Origin of the sequence: Sporosarcina soli (assembly GCF_042655805.1) — a bacterium.
GTDB lineage: Bacteria > Bacillota > Bacilli > Bacillales_A > Planococcaceae > Sporosarcina > Sporosarcina soli.
In genome coordinates this window covers 1,512,987-1,531,664 of record NZ_JBHSNO010000005.1, presented here as the reverse complement: position 1 = coordinate 1,531,664, position 18,678 = coordinate 1,512,987, and the positions used below count along the sequence as shown (strand labels likewise).

Below are 18,678 nucleotides of genomic sequence, written 5' to 3'. Positions count from 1 at the left end.
AAATCCATAGTACAGTGTATCACAGTGTTCTCGGTTTGTGTATGAGTATAAAAATGTAAAAAATAGTGTGTTTTTTCTTATTCTTATCAAATAAGGGGGCCGCTATAAATGCATATGTGAAAATGCTATGATGAAAATGAAAGCATCTTTAAGAAAAGAGCCAAAAAATGAAAAAGTCAAAGTTTATCCCGTTACAAACCAAAATATTAGGGCTTATAAGTACATTGGTGCTTCTCATCGTCATTTTGCTTGCAAGCATCTTTGCTTATTTACAATTTGTCGATGAAAAAGATCAAGTAAAGCAGCTCGTTTTGCAAGCTGCAAAAACGATTTCACTGATGCCTGAGCTTCGGGAAGCAATTGAAACAAATGATATTGAATCCCATTTTCGACCGATTGCGGAGCAAGTAAAAGACCAAGTGCATGCGGCAAACATCATTATCGAAAATCGCAAGGAGATTGTGTACTCACATACCAATCCCGCCCAAGTCGGTGAAAAGAGTTTAGATGATACAAACTATCATGCGTTCGTATTCGGAGGTTCCTACAATTTTGAGGTGGAACGGGAACATGGTTCGGTTTTGATCGGGAAAGTTCCGATCATTGCAGATAATGGTGAATATACACAGGTGATTGGAACGGTTTCGATCGAGTATTTGGAGAAGGACATTTATGGAGAGATTTACTCGAGAATAAAAACCATTGCGATCGCGTCATTGTTCGTTTTTGTGTTAGGGATTATCGGAAGCATTTTTTTAACGAAAAGTATCCGAAAAGATACATTGGGATTGGAGCCGCATGAAATTTCTTCGTTGTATATGGAAAGAAGTGCAATCCTATTATCGATCAAAGAGGGGATCATGGCAGTGGATCGAAATGGGGGGATCACACTTGCCAATCATTCTGCAAAGACGATGTTGGATCTGAAGGAAGACGAGTTGATTGGTCAGTCTATTCATCCGATCGTGCCTACTATCCAATTGGAAGATGTTTTGCAAACGGGGCGGGCGATTCATAATGTTGAGAACAGGATTGGTGAGAAAACGTTCATTTTCAACTTAACGCCAGTCATTGACAATGAGCGTGTGGTAGGGGTTGTCTGTAGTTTTCAGGATAAAACGGAATTGAAAAAACTGATGCATACACTTTCGGAGGTCCGTGAATATTCGGAAGGGCTTCGTGCTCAAACGCATGAGTATGCCAATAAACTCTATTTGTTATCCGGCTTATTACAGTTGGAAAGATATGAAGATGCTTTTAAGTTCATCCAGCAAGAGTCTACGGATCATCAGCATCGCAGTCAAATATTGTTCAATCAGATCCATGATCCGAATGTACAAGCTATTTTGTTAGGGAAACTGGGCCGAGCATCCGAAAAGAAAATTAACCTAGAAATTGAACCCGATAGTGTTGTCGACGTCTTACCGGCTCACATAGGCGTATCGGATATGATCACCATTATCGGCAATTTGATCGATAATGCTTTTGAGGCCGTTGTCCAGCAATCTGAAAAAAACGTAATCTTTTCAATTACGGGTTTTGGAAATGACATTATTATAGAAGTAACAGATAGCGGACAGGGCGTACCAGATGACGTGATGGAATCCTTGTTTTCTTTAGGCTACTCCTCCAAAGGCGGAAACAGGGGATATGGCTTATTCAATGTGAAGCGCATCGTGGAATCATTGGGTGGAACGATTGAAGTAGGGAACGAAAAAAATGGCGGGGCTATTTTTACAGTATACTTGCCAAAAAAGTTTCGGGAAAAGTGAAAGGAGATCAAAATGATTAAAGTGGTTATAGCAGAGGATGATTTTCGAATCGCTCAAGTCCAAGAGCAGTTTTTAGAAAAGATACAGGGTGTCCAACTCGTTGGAAAAGCGTTAAATGCCAAAGAAACGATGAGCCTATTAGATAAACATGAAGTGGATTTGCTGCTGCTCGATATCTATTTACCAGACGAACTCGGAACGGATCTATTATCCAAAATCAGGGAAGACCATCCGAACACGGATATTATCATGGTGACGGCTGCTATGGAAAAGGTCATGCTCGAGAAGGCGATGCGATACGGGGTTAGCAACTATTTGTTGAAGCCAGTGTCGATGGAGAAATTCGTTGAAACGATTGAAGAGTTTAAAAAGAAGAAGGAAATCCTGCAAGATCGCGATGAAGTGAATCAGAAAATGATCGATCAATTCTTTGGATCTTCTAATCCGTCAACAAACAATCAAAAAGATCTCCCTACAGGTGTAGATCGCCATACGTTAAAAAAAGTGAGAGAAGTAGTGGAGGAGCTACGAGGCGTTACGATCGAGGAAATGGGAGAAAGCTTAGGCGTCTCCCGAACAACCGCCAGAAGATATTTGGAATATCTTGTTTCGATCGATGTTTGCACGGCAAAGCATGAATATGGCATTGTAGGAAGACCACAGCGGAAATATTACCTCGTCGACTAATGGGCACGATTCAGCCGAATTCAGTAGAAGTTCTCCACGATTATAAGTGTGGAGATGAACGCAATGACGCCGAGGCGTAATGGATAAGGAAGTAAGCGGGGTTGAACAATGGGAAAAAAAATAGTGGTTAGTTTGACGCTGTTGATCATGTTCATAAGTGGCTGTTCACCGAAAGAGGAGCGGGAAGTGATTTCTGATGAAGTGACAATCGTTGCCCCTAGCTCTGTGGGTGGAGGATGGGATACGACAGCACGAGCGATACAGGAAATTTTAGTAAGTGAGAAGTTGTTTGACGGAGATATTCATGTGCTTAACAAAGTAGGGGCGGGTGGGGAATTAGGATGGAAATACGTACAACAGCAAAAAGAATCCGTACTGGCCATCAATTCGAGCTTACTCATTACGAATCATTTACTCGGGCAAAGCATGCTGACCTATAAAGATTTTACACCGATCGCCATTTTGGCTACGGAATGGGAAGTTGTCATCGTTGCAGAGGATTCAAATATCAGCAGCGCCAAAAGCTTGATGGACAATCTGAAAAAAGCACCGCATGCTTATAAAATCGGACTCTCGCCACGATTAGGCAACGATGATCAGCTATCCTTTGTGTTAGCCGGAAAACAAGTCGGGCTGAAACCGGAAGAGCTGGATTTTTACGTCTATGAAAATAGTGCGCAAGTAGTGGATGCATTATTAAAAAAACAAGTCGATGTGGCAACGATGACGTTAGCCGAGGCAAAAAAATATTATGATGCGGGACAAGTGAAACTGCTTGTGATCTCCGCTGATGAAAGATTACAAGAACTGCCCGAAATCCCTACATGGACAGAAGAAGGCATTGCGGTCGTTTTTGAACATTGGCGCGGAATTATGGGGCCTCCTTATATGACGAAAGAGGAAATTCAATTTTGGGATCGCACGCTTGAAAAAATGGTGAAAACCGAAGCGTGGCAACAAACACTTGAAAAGTATATGTGGGATGACTTTTATAAAAATAGTAGCGAGACGACTAAATTTCTTGAAGAGCAAGGAAAGATGTATGAGGCCCTCATGAAGGTCGATCAAGCAGATAATTGAATTCGAACGAAAAGAATGTAATGTTCTTAATGAACTTAATGTATAAATGTTTCGTATTGTGTACTTCGGCTAATGATGGCTGTATGATAATGGAAAAATCATGCGAGACAAATACGAACCATACCTCTATAGGTTGAAAAATGAATCGATTATAGAAACTTTCAAAAGGGAGACGAGGCATAGCCTTTTCAATCTTTAGAGGCGAGCGGTAGGGGTGAGACATCATGACTTTTTCATCAAGCAAAAATGTGATGAACAGCAGTAAACTGAATCTTCTTCAGCTATTGGAAACGTTACTTTGTGGCATTATCGGTGGCGCAGTCTTCACGGCTCTGCATTTACCATTATCATGGATGTTAGGACCGCTGACGGCAGTCTTCGTTTGGAAGCTGATCGCTAAACGGGAATTGCATTGGTTGAAAAGTTTTAAAAATGGGGGACAGATGGTATTAGGGTATAGCATGGGACTATCGTTTACGATTGCAAGTGCGAAACAGATTGGTCATCAATTACCGTCGATGGCTATTGTGACGGTTCTCATGGTAGCTTTTGGATTGGCGATTGCTTTATTAGTTGCAAAGTTTACGGGTATGAATTTACCAAGTGCTGTCATGGGAACGACGCCAGGAGGGTTATCCCAAATGGTCGTATTGAGTGAAGAGATTAAAGGGGCAGATACAACTGTTGTGACATTCATGCAAACGATTCGCATGTTAACGGTCATTTTCATAGTCCCTGCACTATCCATCCATGCCTTTTCGGGCGGCGGGACACAAAACAGTGAACCTGCCATCGGTATGGTAACGCAAGCGGCATCTAGCGGCTTTTTTCATACACTGCTAGTTGTGGCGATTGTGCTATTCATCACCGCCTGTGCAGTTCACTTCAAATGTCCGACTCCATGGATTATCGGGCCTTTACTCACTGCGGCGGTTATGACGGTCAGTGGCTTTGAAACACCGCAACTTCCTCCGATTCTGATCATTGTTGCACAACTTTGCTTAGGCGTGCATTTGGGACTTGGCATCAAAATAAATCGATTGGCAAATTGGAAAAGATTATTACCGTTTTCCATTGTTTCCGGATTGCTCATTGTCGGTTTTGCGCTCGTTTTAGCTTATGGCTTACATATCGTTTATCCGATTTCGATGACAACTGCGTTTTTATGTATAGCTCCCGGCGGTTTGCCGGAGATGGGGGTGACGGCACATACCGTCCAAGCAGATGTATCGATGGTTGCGGCTTATCAATTGTTTCGTGTGTTTTTCATCTTGTTCATCGTGCCGATTTTCCTGCGGTGGATCTTTGGCAGACAAGATGTTCTCGAAAAAGCGGCAAAAGCATTATAAATTGGGTTGAAAACGCTTGGTTTATTCAAGCGTTTTTTTGTTTTTTTTGATGTTAAAATAATCTGATTATGGTTTTAATGTATAAAATAATTATTAAGAATTTTAATAATAATATTTTGTAATCGTTTACATTCTATCCTCACTGCTTTAGATTAATAGATAATATTAAAAATGTTAAATTGTTCGTCAAGTCAGATAGATGTTTTACGGCAATTGCAAATGGGGAGGTCATGTTATGTTAGCATTTTTAGGGTTTTCAATGATTGTTGTATTTATGTTTTTGATCATTACGAAACGGATGTCTGCAATGGTTGCATTAGTTTCGATTCCGATTCTCTTTGCATTGATCGGCGGTTTTTGGGCTGGTCTAGGCGACATGATGATGGACGGGATTAAACAAGTTGCTCCGACCGGCGTCATGCTCATGTTCGCAATCCTGTATTTTGGGATTATGATTGACTCTGGTCTGTTCGATCCGCTTGTTTCAAAAATCCTGTCAATCGTAAAGGGAGATCCGCTAAAAATTGTTTTAGGTACCTCTATCCTTTCGATGCTTGTAGCACTTGATGGCGATGGAACAACTACTTATATGATTACCGTATCGGCTATGCTTCCGCTTTATAAGCGTATCGGGATGAATCCACTCGTTTTAACATGTGTGGCCATGCTTTCACTTGGTGTGATGAATATGACACCATGGGGCGGACCGACTGCAAGAGCTGTAGCTGCTCTACAACTCGATATGGGGGATGTCTTTACACCTCTGATCCCTGTAATGGGGGCGGCGGTTTTATGGAATCTATTCACAGCCTATGTACTTGGAATGAAAGAGCGCAAAAGATTGGGCGTTGCACAGATTCAATACTCGGAAGCTGAATTGCTTGCGATGAGTCAAGCAAGCGCGACGACAGCATTGGAAGATTATAAACGCCCAAAATTAAGATGGTTCAATCTTATGTTAACGGTTGCACTTCTTGTTTGTTTAGTGGCTGGCGTATTACCATTAGCAACTTTGTTCATGATTGCTACAATCATTGCTTTAATGGTGAATTATCCGAACTTGGATGATCAAAAAGCAAGAATTTCGAATCACGCGGCAAACGTACTTGCAGTTGTAGGATTAGTGTTTGCTTCCGGTATATTCACAGGTATTCTATCAGGGACTGAAATGGTAGATGCTATGGCAAACAGTTTAGTTTCGATAATACCGGAATCTTTAGGTTCGTACTTTGCTGTCATTACAGCTGTGACAAGTATTCCGTTCACTTATTTCATGGCCAATGACCCTTACTATTTCGGAGTGTTACCGATTTTGGCTGAAACAGCGATGGCATATGGGGTGGACCCGGTAGAGATTGCACGTGCATCCGTACTCGGACAACCTGTTCACGCGATGAGCCCGTTAATGGCTTCCGCTTATTTACTTTGCGGGATGGCTGGCGTGGAATTCGGAGATCATCAGAAGTTCATTTTTAAATGGGCATTGGGATCATGTTTTGTCATGATTATCGCGGCAATTCTTCTAGGGGTTATTACATTCTAATATGAAATAAACTAAAAAATCATCCCGTGGTTATACAGCGGGATGATTTTTTTCTTATATTTGTATTCTACTGATGCTTGCCGGATCACGCATGTTCTTACATGGTAAGTCACTGTACATTGGATGTGATACTTTTTGTGATTTTAGTAATAAATACTTGTGAACTCAATTTTGATTTCAGAAGTGCTTTTTGGGATGGTTATTTTAAAGTTTTTCATGTTTAGTTTGTACTAGGAAACTTCCCAATCATAATGAACGTATTAGTAGTAGAATGATTTCTTGTTCAAGTACCGGAACAGTGATTAAATGAATTTATAGCAAAGTGGCTATATTGAGGAGAGAAACTTGAAAAATATAATCCTGTGTCTTGTAAATGCTTTTATGTTATTTGGTATTTGGTTGTTTGCTTCTGTTTTTCTGTCGACAGGAGATGAGTGGTGGTCCTTATATACTTTTAATATGGAGGAAATGTCTCCTTTCAATGTAGAACTATCTTGGCTAAAAGTCTCTATTTTTGGATTTATTTCTTTAGTTATCTCTTTTTTTCTTGTAAAGATAACCTCAGAAAAAAGATGAAGCAAACGATAAGGGGGAGAAATTGTGGTTTATTTACGAGCCTTTTCATTTCCGAATGAGGACATGGAATTTGACTTTTTCATAAAAATAAAAAGAACGTGCTATGACTCGTTTTATCCGTTTAAAATTTTATCAAGAAATGGCTTTGAAACAATTGATTTTGAACCCGTGACGATATTATATGGCGGAAATGGTTCCGGAAAATCTACTGCATTGAATGTGATAGCAGAAAAAGCAGGAATCAAACGTGATTCTATCTATAATAAATCCAATTTCTATCCCGATTATGTCAATATGTGTGAGATGCAACTGAAAGCGGACATTCCTGAAAATAGCAGGATTATTACGAGCGATGATGTGTTTGATTATATGTTGAACATCCGGAATTTCAACGAGGGAATTGACCAAAAACGGGAAGAGCTTTTTGAAGAATACTTGGATGTGAAATATTCCCAATTCCAGATGAAATCTTTGGCAGATTACGAGCAGTTAAAAAAAGTGAACACAGCTAGAAGCAAAACACAATCCCGTTTTGTGAGGAATGAACTGATAGATAATGTGAGGGAATATTCGAATGGGGAAAGTGCATTCCGGTATTTTACCGAAAAAATTGACGATAATGGACTTTATATTTTGGATGAGCCGGAAAACAGTCTCTCTCCAAAACGGCAGCTGGAATTGGTGAAATTCCTTGAAGACTCTGCCCGATTTTTTGGCTGTCAATTTATCATCTCGACACATTCTCCATTTCTGCTATCCATGAGGGAAGCGAAAATTTATAATCTTGATGAAAACCCTGTGACTGTGAGACGCTGGACGGAATTAGAAAATGTCCGTACATACTATGAATTTTTCAAAAAACATGAAAGCAAGTTTTGAGGTGCTTTACAAAGAACCTTTCGGAGTAACAATCCCATTCCTCCTGAAGTGGGAATATTAAAAGGATTATTACTGACTCACTATAATTTATAGATATAAGGAGTGGGGAGAATTACATGTTCTGGATAAGATTCGGTTTGATTGTGATAATTGTTTTTGTCCTTATTTCAATAGTTAAGTTTCTTCTGAGGAACCTACTCAAAATTGAGAAAGTAAAAAAAGAGTTTTTTTCTTTTAATCATTTCAACGAGTCACATCGAAAAATTGATAAGGGTTTGAGAACTATTTCCACGATTACTTTATTGGCTCTAACTTGTGTGCTGTTGTTTTTTTATCCAAATTTCATTTATCTATTTTTAATTGCAGTCATTGCTTTTACGGTATTGGATTATATGGTAAGAGCATTTTTTGAATGGAAATATACACAATATCCGAAGCAAGCTATTTTGACTTTAACTGAAATGGGTTTAATTTTATTAGCAATCATAATCGTTGTTGAATTTAAATTACTTGGTGCCTATTAAGCTAACAGTTTTATTCTTGTTCAATTTGTGTTCAACAGTCGAGCGCATTTAATTGAATAACACCTTAGAGTAAATTGTGAAAGGGAAAATTTACTCAATAAGGGAGGGAAATTGTGTGTTGATTAGTTTGATGCAAGGTATAGGAATTTTATATTATTGGACTTGGTTTATCTGGCCATTTGTGTTTGTTGTTTCATTGGTTTATGCGATATCTTCTTTAGTTAAAGATGACAAAGCATCCATGACGCCAACCCTTGTTGCTTCTATATCACTTTTAATAATTCTAGCCGGAGTGACTTCTCCAGCAATGAGTTAACCATTAAAGAATTCTTTTAATCAGATACTTTCCTCTTTATCTAACGGTGTAGGTTAGCTGAATAAGAAAAGGTGGCAAAATAATATGTTGAAATATTTTTGAATATTTGTATTCGTGTTATTTGGATATGTTATAACTTGTTTCCTATTTTAAAAGCAACTTTCTAATGAAATGATACTTAAAGTATTTCGGGCTTCGATATTAACTGCATTTTTCTGGTGGTTATTTGATTGGTCTGCATCTAAAGAAAGTAAACGGGATGAAGAATAGAACCTTTTATAAAAGTCATCGATAAGAGGTGAGCGAAATGGATTTATGGGTTATTGTTAAGGAACGTTATCTGTTTCTTTCTATTTTTATAATCATTATACTGGCGAGCTTAATTTTAGTATCTGCTACTTGGAGAAGTCGTTCTAATATGCCCAAAGGTTTAACTGGAGTAATCATTGTATTAGGCACGCTTCTAATAGGTTTGTCGTTAGTAGCATTGTTTCTTTCAGTTTCATTTGGATATAATTCGTGAGATGAAAAATTAAACAAAAGGACGTTTTACTTGAAGGGGAGAGAGCTTTTTCAAACCCGCTCGTTCCAGAACAAAGGACCTCACCTATTCATTATAGAAAATAGGTGAGGTCCTTTAATTTATTCCTTGATAGCACTGAGGAAGAGGCTTGGCATCCTGTTAGACACTAAGATCATAGCGATGGGCCGGTGCATTCCGACGGATGGCTCCTAACAGCAGGAGGAAGGCGATATCCATGATGACGACGCCTAGTCCTAAGATGAAGGGGAATGCTATCCACAAGTCCCCGGATACATTCGTGGAGAATGACGAAAGGAAAAGCGCTAGTAAGTGGATGCCGATGTAAAAGTTGAAGACCCGATTCGTGCGGCTGATCAGTGCACGGTCTGCAAAATCATGGACAATGCTTTTTAACACCGCGAAAATAAAATAAGCGACAATCAATTTTAAGACGAGTAAAGCGGACCCATACATTTCCCATCCGCTATGATGGACTTCCGATAGATTGATAAAAATTGATGGGAAAGAAATGACGATCCCCAGTCCAGCTGCAATCTTTGCTTTTCGGGCATGTGGATATTGATCAATAAGCCTAGCACTTCCTGCGTACAGCAAATAATAGCCGATCGGGTCAGCGAGTAAATCAAAACCGAAATGGATCCGGAAGAAAACAAAGAGGTATCCCCAGAACATCATTTGCAATGCTTTATTCATTGGAAGCCTCCTTTGTTTTTCGTTTAATGATTTCATTGACGTCTTTTTGTTCTAAATAAGGGGAATGAAAGTAACTGTTGGTCGTTGAAAATGACTTGCCTGAAGCAGTCGACCCTGAAATATGGATCTGCAGTTCCAAAACCGCCTTGAAATCAGGTGCAATGGTACTGTATACACTGAGGAAGTCCTTCGTTTCCATATTGAATGGCAATGTTATATCCTTCAAATCCAGTGCAGGTAGACCATCCCAATCATTTTGTGAGTCGTTGTAAACTCTTTTGGTTACTGAGGGAGTACTGGGTGCATGGACTTTGATTAGGAAGTTATCTTGTATGGCTTCTTGAAAAGAACTAGTAATCGCATCGACTGTCAACGGTTCGGTGGCCGAATAATGTGCACGGTTGTAATAAGAGCCTGACGTTGAACTGGATTGCGTCAATGGACTTTCTTCGTAATGAAAAGGACGGAATTTTACCATTCCAATTGGCGCGGTGATTTGTTTACCGTCGGAAAAATAAACGTCCATTTCTGTAAAAGAAAATTCCTCGAGATGGTCTGATTCTGGTAAGTATGTATCGAACTGAACTTCAATTTTGCGCAATACGTGATTCGTGAATATCTGGTCGTTATACACCTGTTCGTCAAAGAATTGATAGCCATGTGGATAGCCGACCCATTCTCCGGCTGAAACAGAGGTGACGGTCGTTCTGTCGTTTTTATTCGTCAAATAGTAAAAGTTCAGATAAAAGTTGTCTTGTATTGATGTTTCAATGTAATGATCCAAGAAAATCGGTTCTTCCAATTGCTTGGAATAGGCGTATATGGAATTGGCAATCCAACTGATACCGATCAGACTTAAGGCTATCCAGAAAAAACGGGCATTCATGAAAATTTCCCCTCCTTATCTATTTCCTAAGTATACCAAATGGAAGGGGGTACAGGATTATTATTCCAACATAAAACACCCCGTTTGCGCCTGATTTAATCCTTGCTTAAATCGGCGGAAGGGGGTGTTTTTGCGCATCACTTTATCGTGTTTTTAACGAGCTGTTTTTAAAATAGGCACTCAAAATGACAAGGAGACAAAGGATGCCTACTAACCAAAATGCCAACGTATGAATCCCATTGAATAGTTGTTGGTAGAACAGTGCACCAAATACGCCGCCCAGTAATGGTCCTACAATGGGAACCCATGCGTAACGCCAATCAGATGATCCTTTTCCGGGAATCGGCAAGAAAAAATGGGCGATTCTCGGACCGAGGTCACGTGCAGGATTTATGGCGAAACCAGTGGCGCCTCCCAATGATAAACCGATGGACAGGACAAGGAATCCGACGATTAGTGGATTCAATCCTTCGGTAAATTGATTGGCTCCGATTGCTAGAAGCCCAAGGACAAGAATGAACGTGCCAATCATTTCGCTTACGAGATTGGAAACGGGCTTTCTGATAGCTGGAGTAGTTGCGAAAATAACTAGCTTTTGTTCTGGATCGGTCGTTTTTTCCCAGTGTGGTAAATAATTCAGGAATACGATAGCTGCACCGATAATGGCTCCGATCAGTTGAGCTGCAATATACGTCGGAACATCTGCCCAAGGGAATGCTCCGATTGCAGCCAATCCTAACGTTACGGCAGGATTAATATGGGCACCGCTTATTCCACCAACCGCATAAACGGCGATGGCTACTGCGAGTCCGAAACCCATCGTAATGACAATCCAGCCGGAAGCTTGTGATTTGGACTTATTGAGCACGACTCCACCAACAACTCCACACCCCAAAGTAACTAAAATCATCGTTCCGATCAATTCACCTAAAAATGCCGACATGGGAAGTCCCCCCTAATTGTCGATTCGGGATTGAAAAAAACTATTGAAAAGGCCCTTGGCGGTCATAACAGCATGTATCCGGCATGATAGTAGCATTGAAGTTATCTTTTCACTAATCCATGCGGATCAATAACAAACTTTTTCGCCGCGCCTTTGTCAAACGTCTGGTAGCCTTGCGGTGCTTCTTCCAATGAAATAAGCGTCGCATTGACTGCCTTGGCAATTTGGGCTTTACCGCTGAGGATTGATTTCATTAGAAAATCATGGTATTTCATGACAGGCGTTTGTCCTGTGACAAAATGATGTGCTTTTGCCCAGCCTAGGCCGATACGAATTTTCAGGGTTCCGATTTTGGCATCCTCATCGACGGCGCCTGGATCGCCTGTTACATAAAGACCCGGAATTCCTAATTTTCCTCCAGCGCGTGTCACTTGCATGATGGAGTTCAGAACGGTCGCTGGTGCCTCTCCTTGTTCTGATCCATGTCCGTGCGCTTCAAACCCTACACAGTCTACCGCACAGTCGACTTCAGGCGTTCCAAGGATTTGGGCAATTTGTTCACCGATATCATCATGATGACGAAGGTTGATCGTTTCGCAACCAAAACTTCTTGCTTGTGCCAATCGTTCTTCGATCATATCGCCGACAATGACACAGGAGGCACCGAGCAATTGTGCAGAATGGGCTGCCGCTAAGCCGACAGGTCCGGCACCTGCAATATAGACTGTCGAACCGATCGTGACCCCTGCGCTATACGCGCCGTGAAATCCTGTCGGGAAAATATCCGATAACATTGTCAAGTCAAGAATCTTTTCCATCGCTTGTGCTTTGTCCGGAAATTTTAGCAGTTGGAAATCAGCATAGGGGACCATGACATACTCCGATTGACCGCCGACCCAACCACCCATATCGACATAGCCGTAAGCCGATCCTGGACGATCCGGATTGACATTTTCACAAATATGCGTGTCTTGCGATTTACAGCTTCTGCAACGACCACAAGCAATGTTAAAAGGCACGGAGACGAGATCTCCCACTTTCATGAATTCCACATCTCGTCCTACCTCAATGACTTCACCGGTGATTTCATGTCCTAATGCAAGGCCGCTTGGGGCAGTTGTCCGACCGCGCACCATATGCTGATCACTGCCGCAGATGTTTGTAGCGACCACTTTCAAAATGACCCCATGTTCACATTTCCGTCCGACATTCAACGGATTGACTCCAGGCCCATCCCGTAATACCAAGTCTGGAAACCCGATATTTTCAACTGCTACTTTTCCTGGTTCTTTGTATACAACAGCACGATTTGACATTCACAATCCCCCTAATAGTAGTTTGTCCTTGCAACCTATTGATATGTCCGCTTCCTAGTAAACATGCATCAAAGTTCAATTAATGAAAAATGAGCAGAACGATCTTAAGAATTTCTTCATAATTCCAGTTAGTGTATGTTAAGATTTGACGGTTACAATTGGTATTATAGAAACGAAGCGAGGTGCGGAAGATGGCGAAGTTCAAAGTGCTCGTGGCGGATGATGACCAGGATATCCGTAACGGGATTGAAATTTATTTGAAAAATGAAGGTTATGAGGTATTGAAAGCGGCGGATGGGCAAGAAGCACTTGAACTGTTGGAAGCGCATGATGTTCATCTGCTCATTCTTGATATCATGATGCCGAATATGGATGGCATTACAGCGACGTTTAAAATAAGGGAAGTGCGCAATATCCCGATTATCATGCTCAGCGCGAAGGCGGAGGATTCCGATAAGATCCACGGGCTATCTGTCGGTGCGGATGATTATGTGACGAAGCCTTTCCATCCGATGGAGTTGATGGCGCGCGTGAAGTCACAATTGCGCCGCTACGTCCAGCTCGGTACATATGATGGGCAGAAAAAAATTGAAGTCGATGGGCTTGTACTGGATGAGGAAGCGAAGGAAATTACACTGGATGGCGATGCAGTGAAGCTGACGCCGATTGAATATAAAATTACGGAATTGCTGATGAAAAATGCAGGACGCGTCTTTTCCATCAATGAAATCTACGAACGTGTCTGGAATGAAGAAGCGTATAACGCGGAAAACATCGTCGCGGTCCATATCCGGAAAATCCGGGAAAAAATCGAGGCGGATCCTAAAAATCCGCGCTATGTAAAGGTGGTATGGGGCATTGGCTACAAAATCGAAAAGTGAGCGGAGTCTCTTGTGGTCCATTGTCGCACTTACCATTGCGGCGCTTAGCATCGGTTATTGTTTCTCCCATATTATTGACTTGATCAGTAACGGTGTGGAACGTTCGGGCCGGGCGATTGCCTATCTTACACGGCTAGTGAAAGGAAGTGTTTGACGGTGAAAAGGAATACAAGCATACCTTATTTGATATGGGCTTCATTAGTCGTTATCGTATTAATGGCATTGCAATCATTTGTGGAAAATGGCAACTACCGCTATGTAGGGAAAAGCTATGTCGAGTCGGATGATTTTCAACAGGAAATGGAGAACTTTTATACAAATTTCAGCACAGCTATTTTAAACCCGGTTGACCTAGAGGCGGCGAAAAAGAATATTATTGTGACGAGTTCTGAAATTGAAGAGCATCGCACATATTATGGCACGCTTTCTGAGCAAGTCGACAATATTGAAGAGCAATATGCAGAGCGGATAGCCGATGCGGAAGCTGCGAAAAAAGAAAATCTGAAAAAGACATTGGTGGAAGAACGCGATGCCAAAATCACCGATATTCGCAAAAACTTTGAGTCAGACGCACATGTAGAGGCTAAAATCCGTGCCGATAAAGAGCGGCAACTAGAGCAAGAGTGGAAGGACCACATTCGAAGCGCGAAGGAACAATTGTATTTTCCTGTGGCGTACGAATTGACGGATATTCAATCGGGGGAGACGTTTAAGACTGGGGATATAAGCGTAGCGGCAGGCTATAAAAAGACCTTCAATAAAAAGGAAGGTTATTTGCGAGCAACTCCATATCCGATTAATGACTTCGATTATGACAGCTATCCATCGGAGAGTGTCTACGAGTGGGGCGATTCGGTATTTAGCAACCAAGAAGTGACTGTAGCAACCACTCCAAACCATTCACTCTTTATGGCCTTGGAATCGGGTCAGCCGCAAGCTGTAAAGAGATTTGAGGGAACTGTCATTGTGCCGAAGAGCGCAATGAAGGAAGGGCAGCTAGGCAGAAATGTGGACCAGTATAATCGCCGATTGCTTGGAATTTATACTCTTGGAGGGCTTGGCCTTCTTGCGCTACTTGCGTTAGCATCCATCATGCGTTTTAAAAAGGAGTGGGTGACAAAGAGTAGCTTTGCCTCACGCTATGATCGGCTGAAGTTGGATTTGAAAGTGGCGTTGTTAATCCTTTCAGCTATGATCGTTTGGGGGTTCACCTTTACGATTCTTCATCGTTATACTTGGTTCTTTTTTCAGTACAGTATCGAAAACGGGCTGTTCTTGCTCCTATCATTTGTCGCTTTAGTATTCCTCCTATGGGCGACGGTGTTTCAATTGGTTTTACTCGTGGAGCGTTTGAAAAATGTAGAAACATTGGAACAGGAAATTAGGGATAGTTACAGTGTGAAGTTTTTAAAAGCATTGCAGGGAATGTTCTTGAATCGCAAGATGGGTGCTCAGACATTCATTCTGCTAATCGGCTTTTTCCTTGCCGGCATCGGATTTGTCGGTATGTTTCTCGATCCTTTCTTCGTTGTCATTTATACATTTTGTGTGTTGTTCCTCGGCTTGCCGGCACTTTATATTTTTGTGAAACGTGCCGCGTATTTAAACCGTATTTTGGTTGCGACGGAAGCGATGGCAAATGGACGTCTGAATGAAGACATCAAAGTGGTAGGGAAATCTCCTCTCGCGGAACATGCGAAAAACTTGAATAATCTTCGTGAAGGAGTCCGTGTTTCAATGACCGAACAAGCGAAAAGCGAACGGTTGAAAACAGAGCTCATTACAAATGTGAGCCATGATCTTCGGACACCATTGACGTCGATCATTACGTATACGGATTTATTGAAAAATGAAGAGCTGTCGTCTGAGGAACGTTCAAAATACGTCGACATTCTTGATAAGAAATCCCAGCGTTTGAAGACATTGATCGAGGATTTGTTTGAAGTCTCAAAAATGGCGAGTGGCAACTTGGAATTGCATAAACAGCGTGTCGATTTAACCCAATTGCTCCAACAAGCACTTGCGGAACATGAGGAAGAAATCTCGAAGTCAGGTTTGGATTTCAGGGTGAATAGCTCGGATTCCCCGCTCATTGCGTATGTCGATGGGCAAAGATGGTGGCGGGTACTCGATAATCTCATCGTCAATTCCATCAAGTATACGTTGCAGGGTACACGCGTTTACATCACGCTTCGAAAAGTGGGCGATACCGCCGAGTTTGTCGTGAAAAATATTACGAAATATGAACTCGGGGACAATACTGATGAATTGTTTGAACGGTTCAAACGGGCAGATACTTCCCGTCATACGGATGGTTCGGGTCTAGGGCTTGCGATCGCCCAATCGATTGTCGATATGCATAATGGGAATATGAAAATCGAAGTGGATGGGGATTTATTCAAAGTGACGGTCGTCGTGGCGGCGATTTGATAGATAAAAAAGAAAAGTGGAAGCGCCTGTTTAGCCCCGAAAAGCGCTGGAAGTCTTGAAGGGAAAGGCGTTCTTTGCCTTTATCGGCAAGACTGAAGCGACCCGAGGGGCTAGGCGCTGGAGGCTGGACAATAAGGAAAAAGCTGTACGTAAATGCGTGCAGCTTTTTTCAATAGAAGTAAATCATGTATACGCCAACGATTAAAACACCTACATCCGCAAACATATGGATGATCCAGGACGGCAAAATGGTTCCGCTTCGTTCATTGACCAGTTGAAAAATAATACCGCCAATCCAAAGGCCCACAACAGCAAGCAAGAGGATGGGCGTACTAAACCAAGGTAGAAAAATGGCGATATGGTAAATCGCAAAAAAGAAGGAAGGCAACAAGAGACGCAACATAGGCCTATCCAAAAAACTTGGCAATAAGCCGCGGAAGAAAAACTCTTCCAAAAGAGAATTGCCAAAAAGGATATAGAATCCGACAAACGGGAATACTATAGATGTCACGCCTGCATCGGCAAGGTCATCGAGAAGCGCATCAATGTCGATGAACGGCTTTAGGATGATGAAAGTAGCAACGATCATCCCCATGATCGCAATTCCGGAAACGATAGCGATGTTCATGCTTTTACGATCGGTCTGACGCAAGCGGAAAAACGGGAAACCGTTTTTTCTGAACAAAAGGAATGGGATGAGCAAGAAAAGAATCGCTTTTGCCATTGTTTTCAAGATGTAAGCCACTTCGAGCACTTGTTCAATCCAAATTAAAATAGCGATGCTGGCAATTGTAGCTAAAACACCGATAAATGTTCTCAAGAAAATCCCTCCGCTTCCTGTAAAATGGGACGCTAATGGAAGAAGTTCGGTTTCACCGAATTTGAAAGTTTTGTGAAGTTTCTGTTAAAAGGGGGTAGAATACTAGGATGAATGACTGAGTTGTGCTATAATTCTTTCAAATAGTATTTTTTGCGATAAGCAAAACCATACAACAGAAGAAGGGGGTATTACACATGACGAAATCTGACGGAAAGTATCCAAACAAAGACGATCTTGAACCAAAAGTTCCAGGGGTTACCAATCCAGACGAGCTCCCCCTTGCAGATCCTTCCGATTCGAATACTTCAGATATCTTCCAAAAAAATGCGCAAGAAAAAGCGGGGGTACACATTCAGTCCGCTTACGGTGCGAACAAACCAGACACCGGCTACAATAGTCTGAAACCAGGCGAACGCTTTCCTTACGGCGATCGAAAGGAATATGAACGCCAATTCAATCAGTTATCACATGATAAGTGGAACGAGGTAAAACCGAATGAGGATCCTTTTAAACCTAGGGCTTAACTGAACAGCGACCCCCTCTGTGGAGCGGTCGCTTTCCTATTTCTGATAATTGCGATACAGTAAAAGGGAGACTTATAGAAAGGACTGATAGAGATCGCTACTTTAAAGCAATTACGTTTTGCACGTATGGCCACATTAGGTCAGCTACAAAAGTCACCAGAAGGAAAATGGGATGCGCAACCGGAAGGATTTAGCAACACGATTCGTTGGAACGCAGGTCATATTTTCGTATCGATGGAAGGGCTCCTTCAAAAAGCAGTACCTGAATACAATCCTGTGAACCCAGAATGGATTCCACTTTTCGTTACGGGATCCAGCCCATCTAAATGGGAAGGTGAACCGCCTTCGAATGAAGAGCTTCTAACAGCATTGAAGGCACAACCTGAACGGATTGCCGATTTCCTTGAAGGGAAACTGGATCAGACATTAGTGGAACCTGTCCAGATCGGAAACATTCATACGATGGAAACATTGGATGCTGTTGTACAATTTATTGTATGGCACGAAGGGGTACACGCTGGGTTAATTCAAGGCTTGAATCGTGTAGTAGGGAGATAAATTCGTATTAACTTGATTCAGCAGAAGTCCCCGACTTCCATAAGTGGCGGGAATTTCAATCAGAGGGAGACCGAACTCCCTGCTGCTTCAGGTTAAGTCTCTGGCGGATGTCACAGATTTTGAAAGGAGTTAATTGCGCTTATCTAAGTGCCTTAATTTCTGCAAAACGCAGAAATTAAGGCAAATCGAACCCTTCGTTGTTCTATTCGCAATTCAAAATCCGGACGTAATTACGCCGAGGCGTAATTGATTAAATAAAAAGTCGTCTACAATCGGATGGATTCGATTGTAGACGGCTTTTTATTGTTTTTCACTTTGCTTTTGTTTATCTTCATTCAGCAGAAGACTCCCACCTCT

General features: G+C 41.7%; 19 protein-coding genes. 14 read left to right on the top strand and 5 right to left on the bottom strand.

The features are described 5' to 3' along the window. The first annotated feature begins 167 nt into the window (after window positions 1-167). The 9 genes from ACFPRA_RS11325 to ACFPRA_RS11285 all read left to right on the top strand — a co-directional run bounded on the left by ACFPRA_RS11325 (window position 168) and on the right by ACFPRA_RS11285 (window position 9,249). Window positions 168-1,772 (top strand): ATP-binding protein, encoded by a 1,605-nt coding sequence (locus ACFPRA_RS11325; RefSeq protein ID WP_381434225.1) that lies wholly within the window; start codon window positions 168-170, stop codon window positions 1,770-1,772. A 12-nt stretch (window positions 1,773-1,784) separates the two neighbouring features. Continuing rightward, window positions 1,785-2,459 carry a response regulator gene (locus ACFPRA_RS11320; protein ID WP_381434223.1) on the top strand — a complete coding sequence of 225 codons (675 nt, stop codon included), beginning with the start codon at window positions 1,785-1,787 and terminating at the stop codon, window positions 2,457-2,459. A gap of 108 nt (window positions 2,460-2,567) precedes the next feature. Further along, window positions 2,568-3,539 carry a tripartite tricarboxylate transporter substrate binding protein gene (locus ACFPRA_RS11315; RefSeq protein WP_381434221.1) on the top strand — a complete coding sequence of 324 codons (972 nt, stop codon included), beginning with the start codon at window positions 2,568-2,570 and terminating at the stop codon, window positions 3,537-3,539. 224 nt (window positions 3,540-3,763) lie between these two features. Further along, entirely contained in the window at window positions 3,764-4,888 is a 1,125-nt protein-coding gene (locus ACFPRA_RS11310; protein ID WP_381434218.1) for an AbrB family transcriptional regulator, read from the top strand. Window positions 4,889-5,123: 235 nt separating this feature from the next. After that, window positions 5,124-6,431 (top strand): CitMHS family transporter, encoded by a 1,308-nt coding sequence (locus ACFPRA_RS11305; RefSeq protein ID WP_381434216.1) that lies wholly within the window; start codon window positions 5,124-5,126, stop codon window positions 6,429-6,431. Window positions 6,432-7,031: 600 nt separating this feature from the next. Next, window positions 7,032-7,886 (top strand): AAA family ATPase, encoded by an 855-nt coding sequence (locus ACFPRA_RS11300; RefSeq protein ID WP_381434213.1) that lies wholly within the window; start codon window positions 7,032-7,034, stop codon window positions 7,884-7,886. 116 nt (window positions 7,887-8,002) lie between these two features. Further along, complete coding sequence (locus ACFPRA_RS11295) at window positions 8,003-8,410, top strand: DUF4181 domain-containing protein (protein ID WP_381434211.1); 408 nt, start codon at window positions 8,003-8,005, stop codon at window positions 8,408-8,410. A 115-nt stretch (window positions 8,411-8,525) separates the two neighbouring features. Beyond that, window positions 8,526-8,726, top strand: coding sequence for a hypothetical protein (locus ACFPRA_RS11290; protein WP_381434208.1), 201 nt, complete (start codon window positions 8,526-8,528; stop codon window positions 8,724-8,726). A 307-nt stretch (window positions 8,727-9,033) separates the two neighbouring features. After that, window positions 9,034-9,249, top strand: coding sequence for a hypothetical protein (locus ACFPRA_RS11285; protein ID WP_381434206.1), 216 nt, complete (start codon window positions 9,034-9,036; stop codon window positions 9,247-9,249). 159 nt (window positions 9,250-9,408) lie between these two features. On the opposite strand, the gene ACFPRA_RS11280 is transcribed toward ACFPRA_RS11285, so the two are convergent. The 4 genes from ACFPRA_RS11280 to fdhA all read right to left on the bottom strand — a co-directional run bounded on the left by ACFPRA_RS11280 (window position 9,409) and on the right by fdhA (window position 13,108). Further along, window positions 9,409-9,963, bottom strand: coding sequence for a hypothetical protein (locus ACFPRA_RS11280; RefSeq protein ID WP_381434203.1), 555 nt, complete (start codon window positions 9,961-9,963; stop codon window positions 9,409-9,411). Then, window positions 9,956-10,849: a hypothetical protein gene (locus ACFPRA_RS11275; protein WP_381434200.1), complete on the bottom strand. Its 894-nt coding sequence runs from the start codon at window positions 10,847-10,849 to the stop codon at window positions 9,956-9,958. The genes ACFPRA_RS11280 and ACFPRA_RS11275 overlap by 8 nt, the downstream gene beginning before the upstream one ends. 142 nt (window positions 10,850-10,991) lie before the next feature. Further along, window positions 10,992-11,792 (bottom strand): MIP/aquaporin family protein, encoded by an 801-nt coding sequence (locus tag ACFPRA_RS11270; protein WP_381434197.1) that lies wholly within the window; start codon window positions 11,790-11,792, stop codon window positions 10,992-10,994. Window positions 11,793-11,893: 101 nt separating this feature from the next. Continuing rightward, complete coding sequence (gene fdhA / locus ACFPRA_RS11265; protein WP_381434194.1) at window positions 11,894-13,108, bottom strand: formaldehyde dehydrogenase, glutathione-independent; 1,215 nt, start codon at window positions 13,106-13,108, stop codon at window positions 11,894-11,896. Window positions 13,109-13,299: 191 nt separating this feature from the next. Between fdhA and ACFPRA_RS11260 the strand changes: the two genes are divergently transcribed. From ACFPRA_RS11260 to ACFPRA_RS11250, 3 genes are read left to right on the top strand one after another with little or no spacing between them, the layout of a single operon-like run. Then, on the top strand, window positions 13,300-13,989 hold the full coding sequence (locus ACFPRA_RS11260) for a response regulator transcription factor (protein ID WP_381434192.1): 690 nt from the start codon (window positions 13,300-13,302) through the stop codon (window positions 13,987-13,989). Then, a complete protein-coding gene (locus ACFPRA_RS11255; RefSeq protein WP_381434190.1) occupies window positions 13,967-14,143 on the top strand; it encodes a hypothetical protein in 177 nt (58 codons plus the stop codon). The genes ACFPRA_RS11260 and ACFPRA_RS11255 overlap by 23 nt, the downstream gene beginning before the upstream one ends. 2 nt (window positions 14,144-14,145) lie before the next feature. Next, entirely contained in the window at window positions 14,146-16,419 is a 2,274-nt protein-coding gene (locus tag ACFPRA_RS11250; protein ID WP_381434188.1) for a sensor histidine kinase, read from the top strand. Between the two features lie 169 nt (window positions 16,420-16,588). Here ACFPRA_RS11250 and ACFPRA_RS11245 read toward each other — a convergent pair whose 3' ends face one another. After that, window positions 16,589-17,239 carry a CPBP family intramembrane glutamic endopeptidase gene (locus tag ACFPRA_RS11245; protein ID WP_381434186.1) on the bottom strand — a complete coding sequence of 217 codons (651 nt, stop codon included), beginning with the start codon at window positions 17,237-17,239 and terminating at the stop codon, window positions 16,589-16,591. Between the two features lie 194 nt (window positions 17,240-17,433). Here ACFPRA_RS11245 and ACFPRA_RS11240 point away from each other — a divergent pair, with 194 nt between their 5' ends. After that, on the top strand, window positions 17,434-17,763 hold the full coding sequence (locus ACFPRA_RS11240) for a hypothetical protein (protein WP_381434183.1): 330 nt from the start codon (window positions 17,434-17,436) through the stop codon (window positions 17,761-17,763). An 84-nt stretch (window positions 17,764-17,847) separates the two neighbouring features. Next, window positions 17,848-18,321, top strand: coding sequence for a DinB family protein (locus tag ACFPRA_RS11235; protein ID WP_381434872.1), 474 nt, complete (start codon window positions 17,848-17,850; stop codon window positions 18,319-18,321). The last annotated feature ends 357 nt before the right edge of the window (window positions 18,322-18,678 follow it).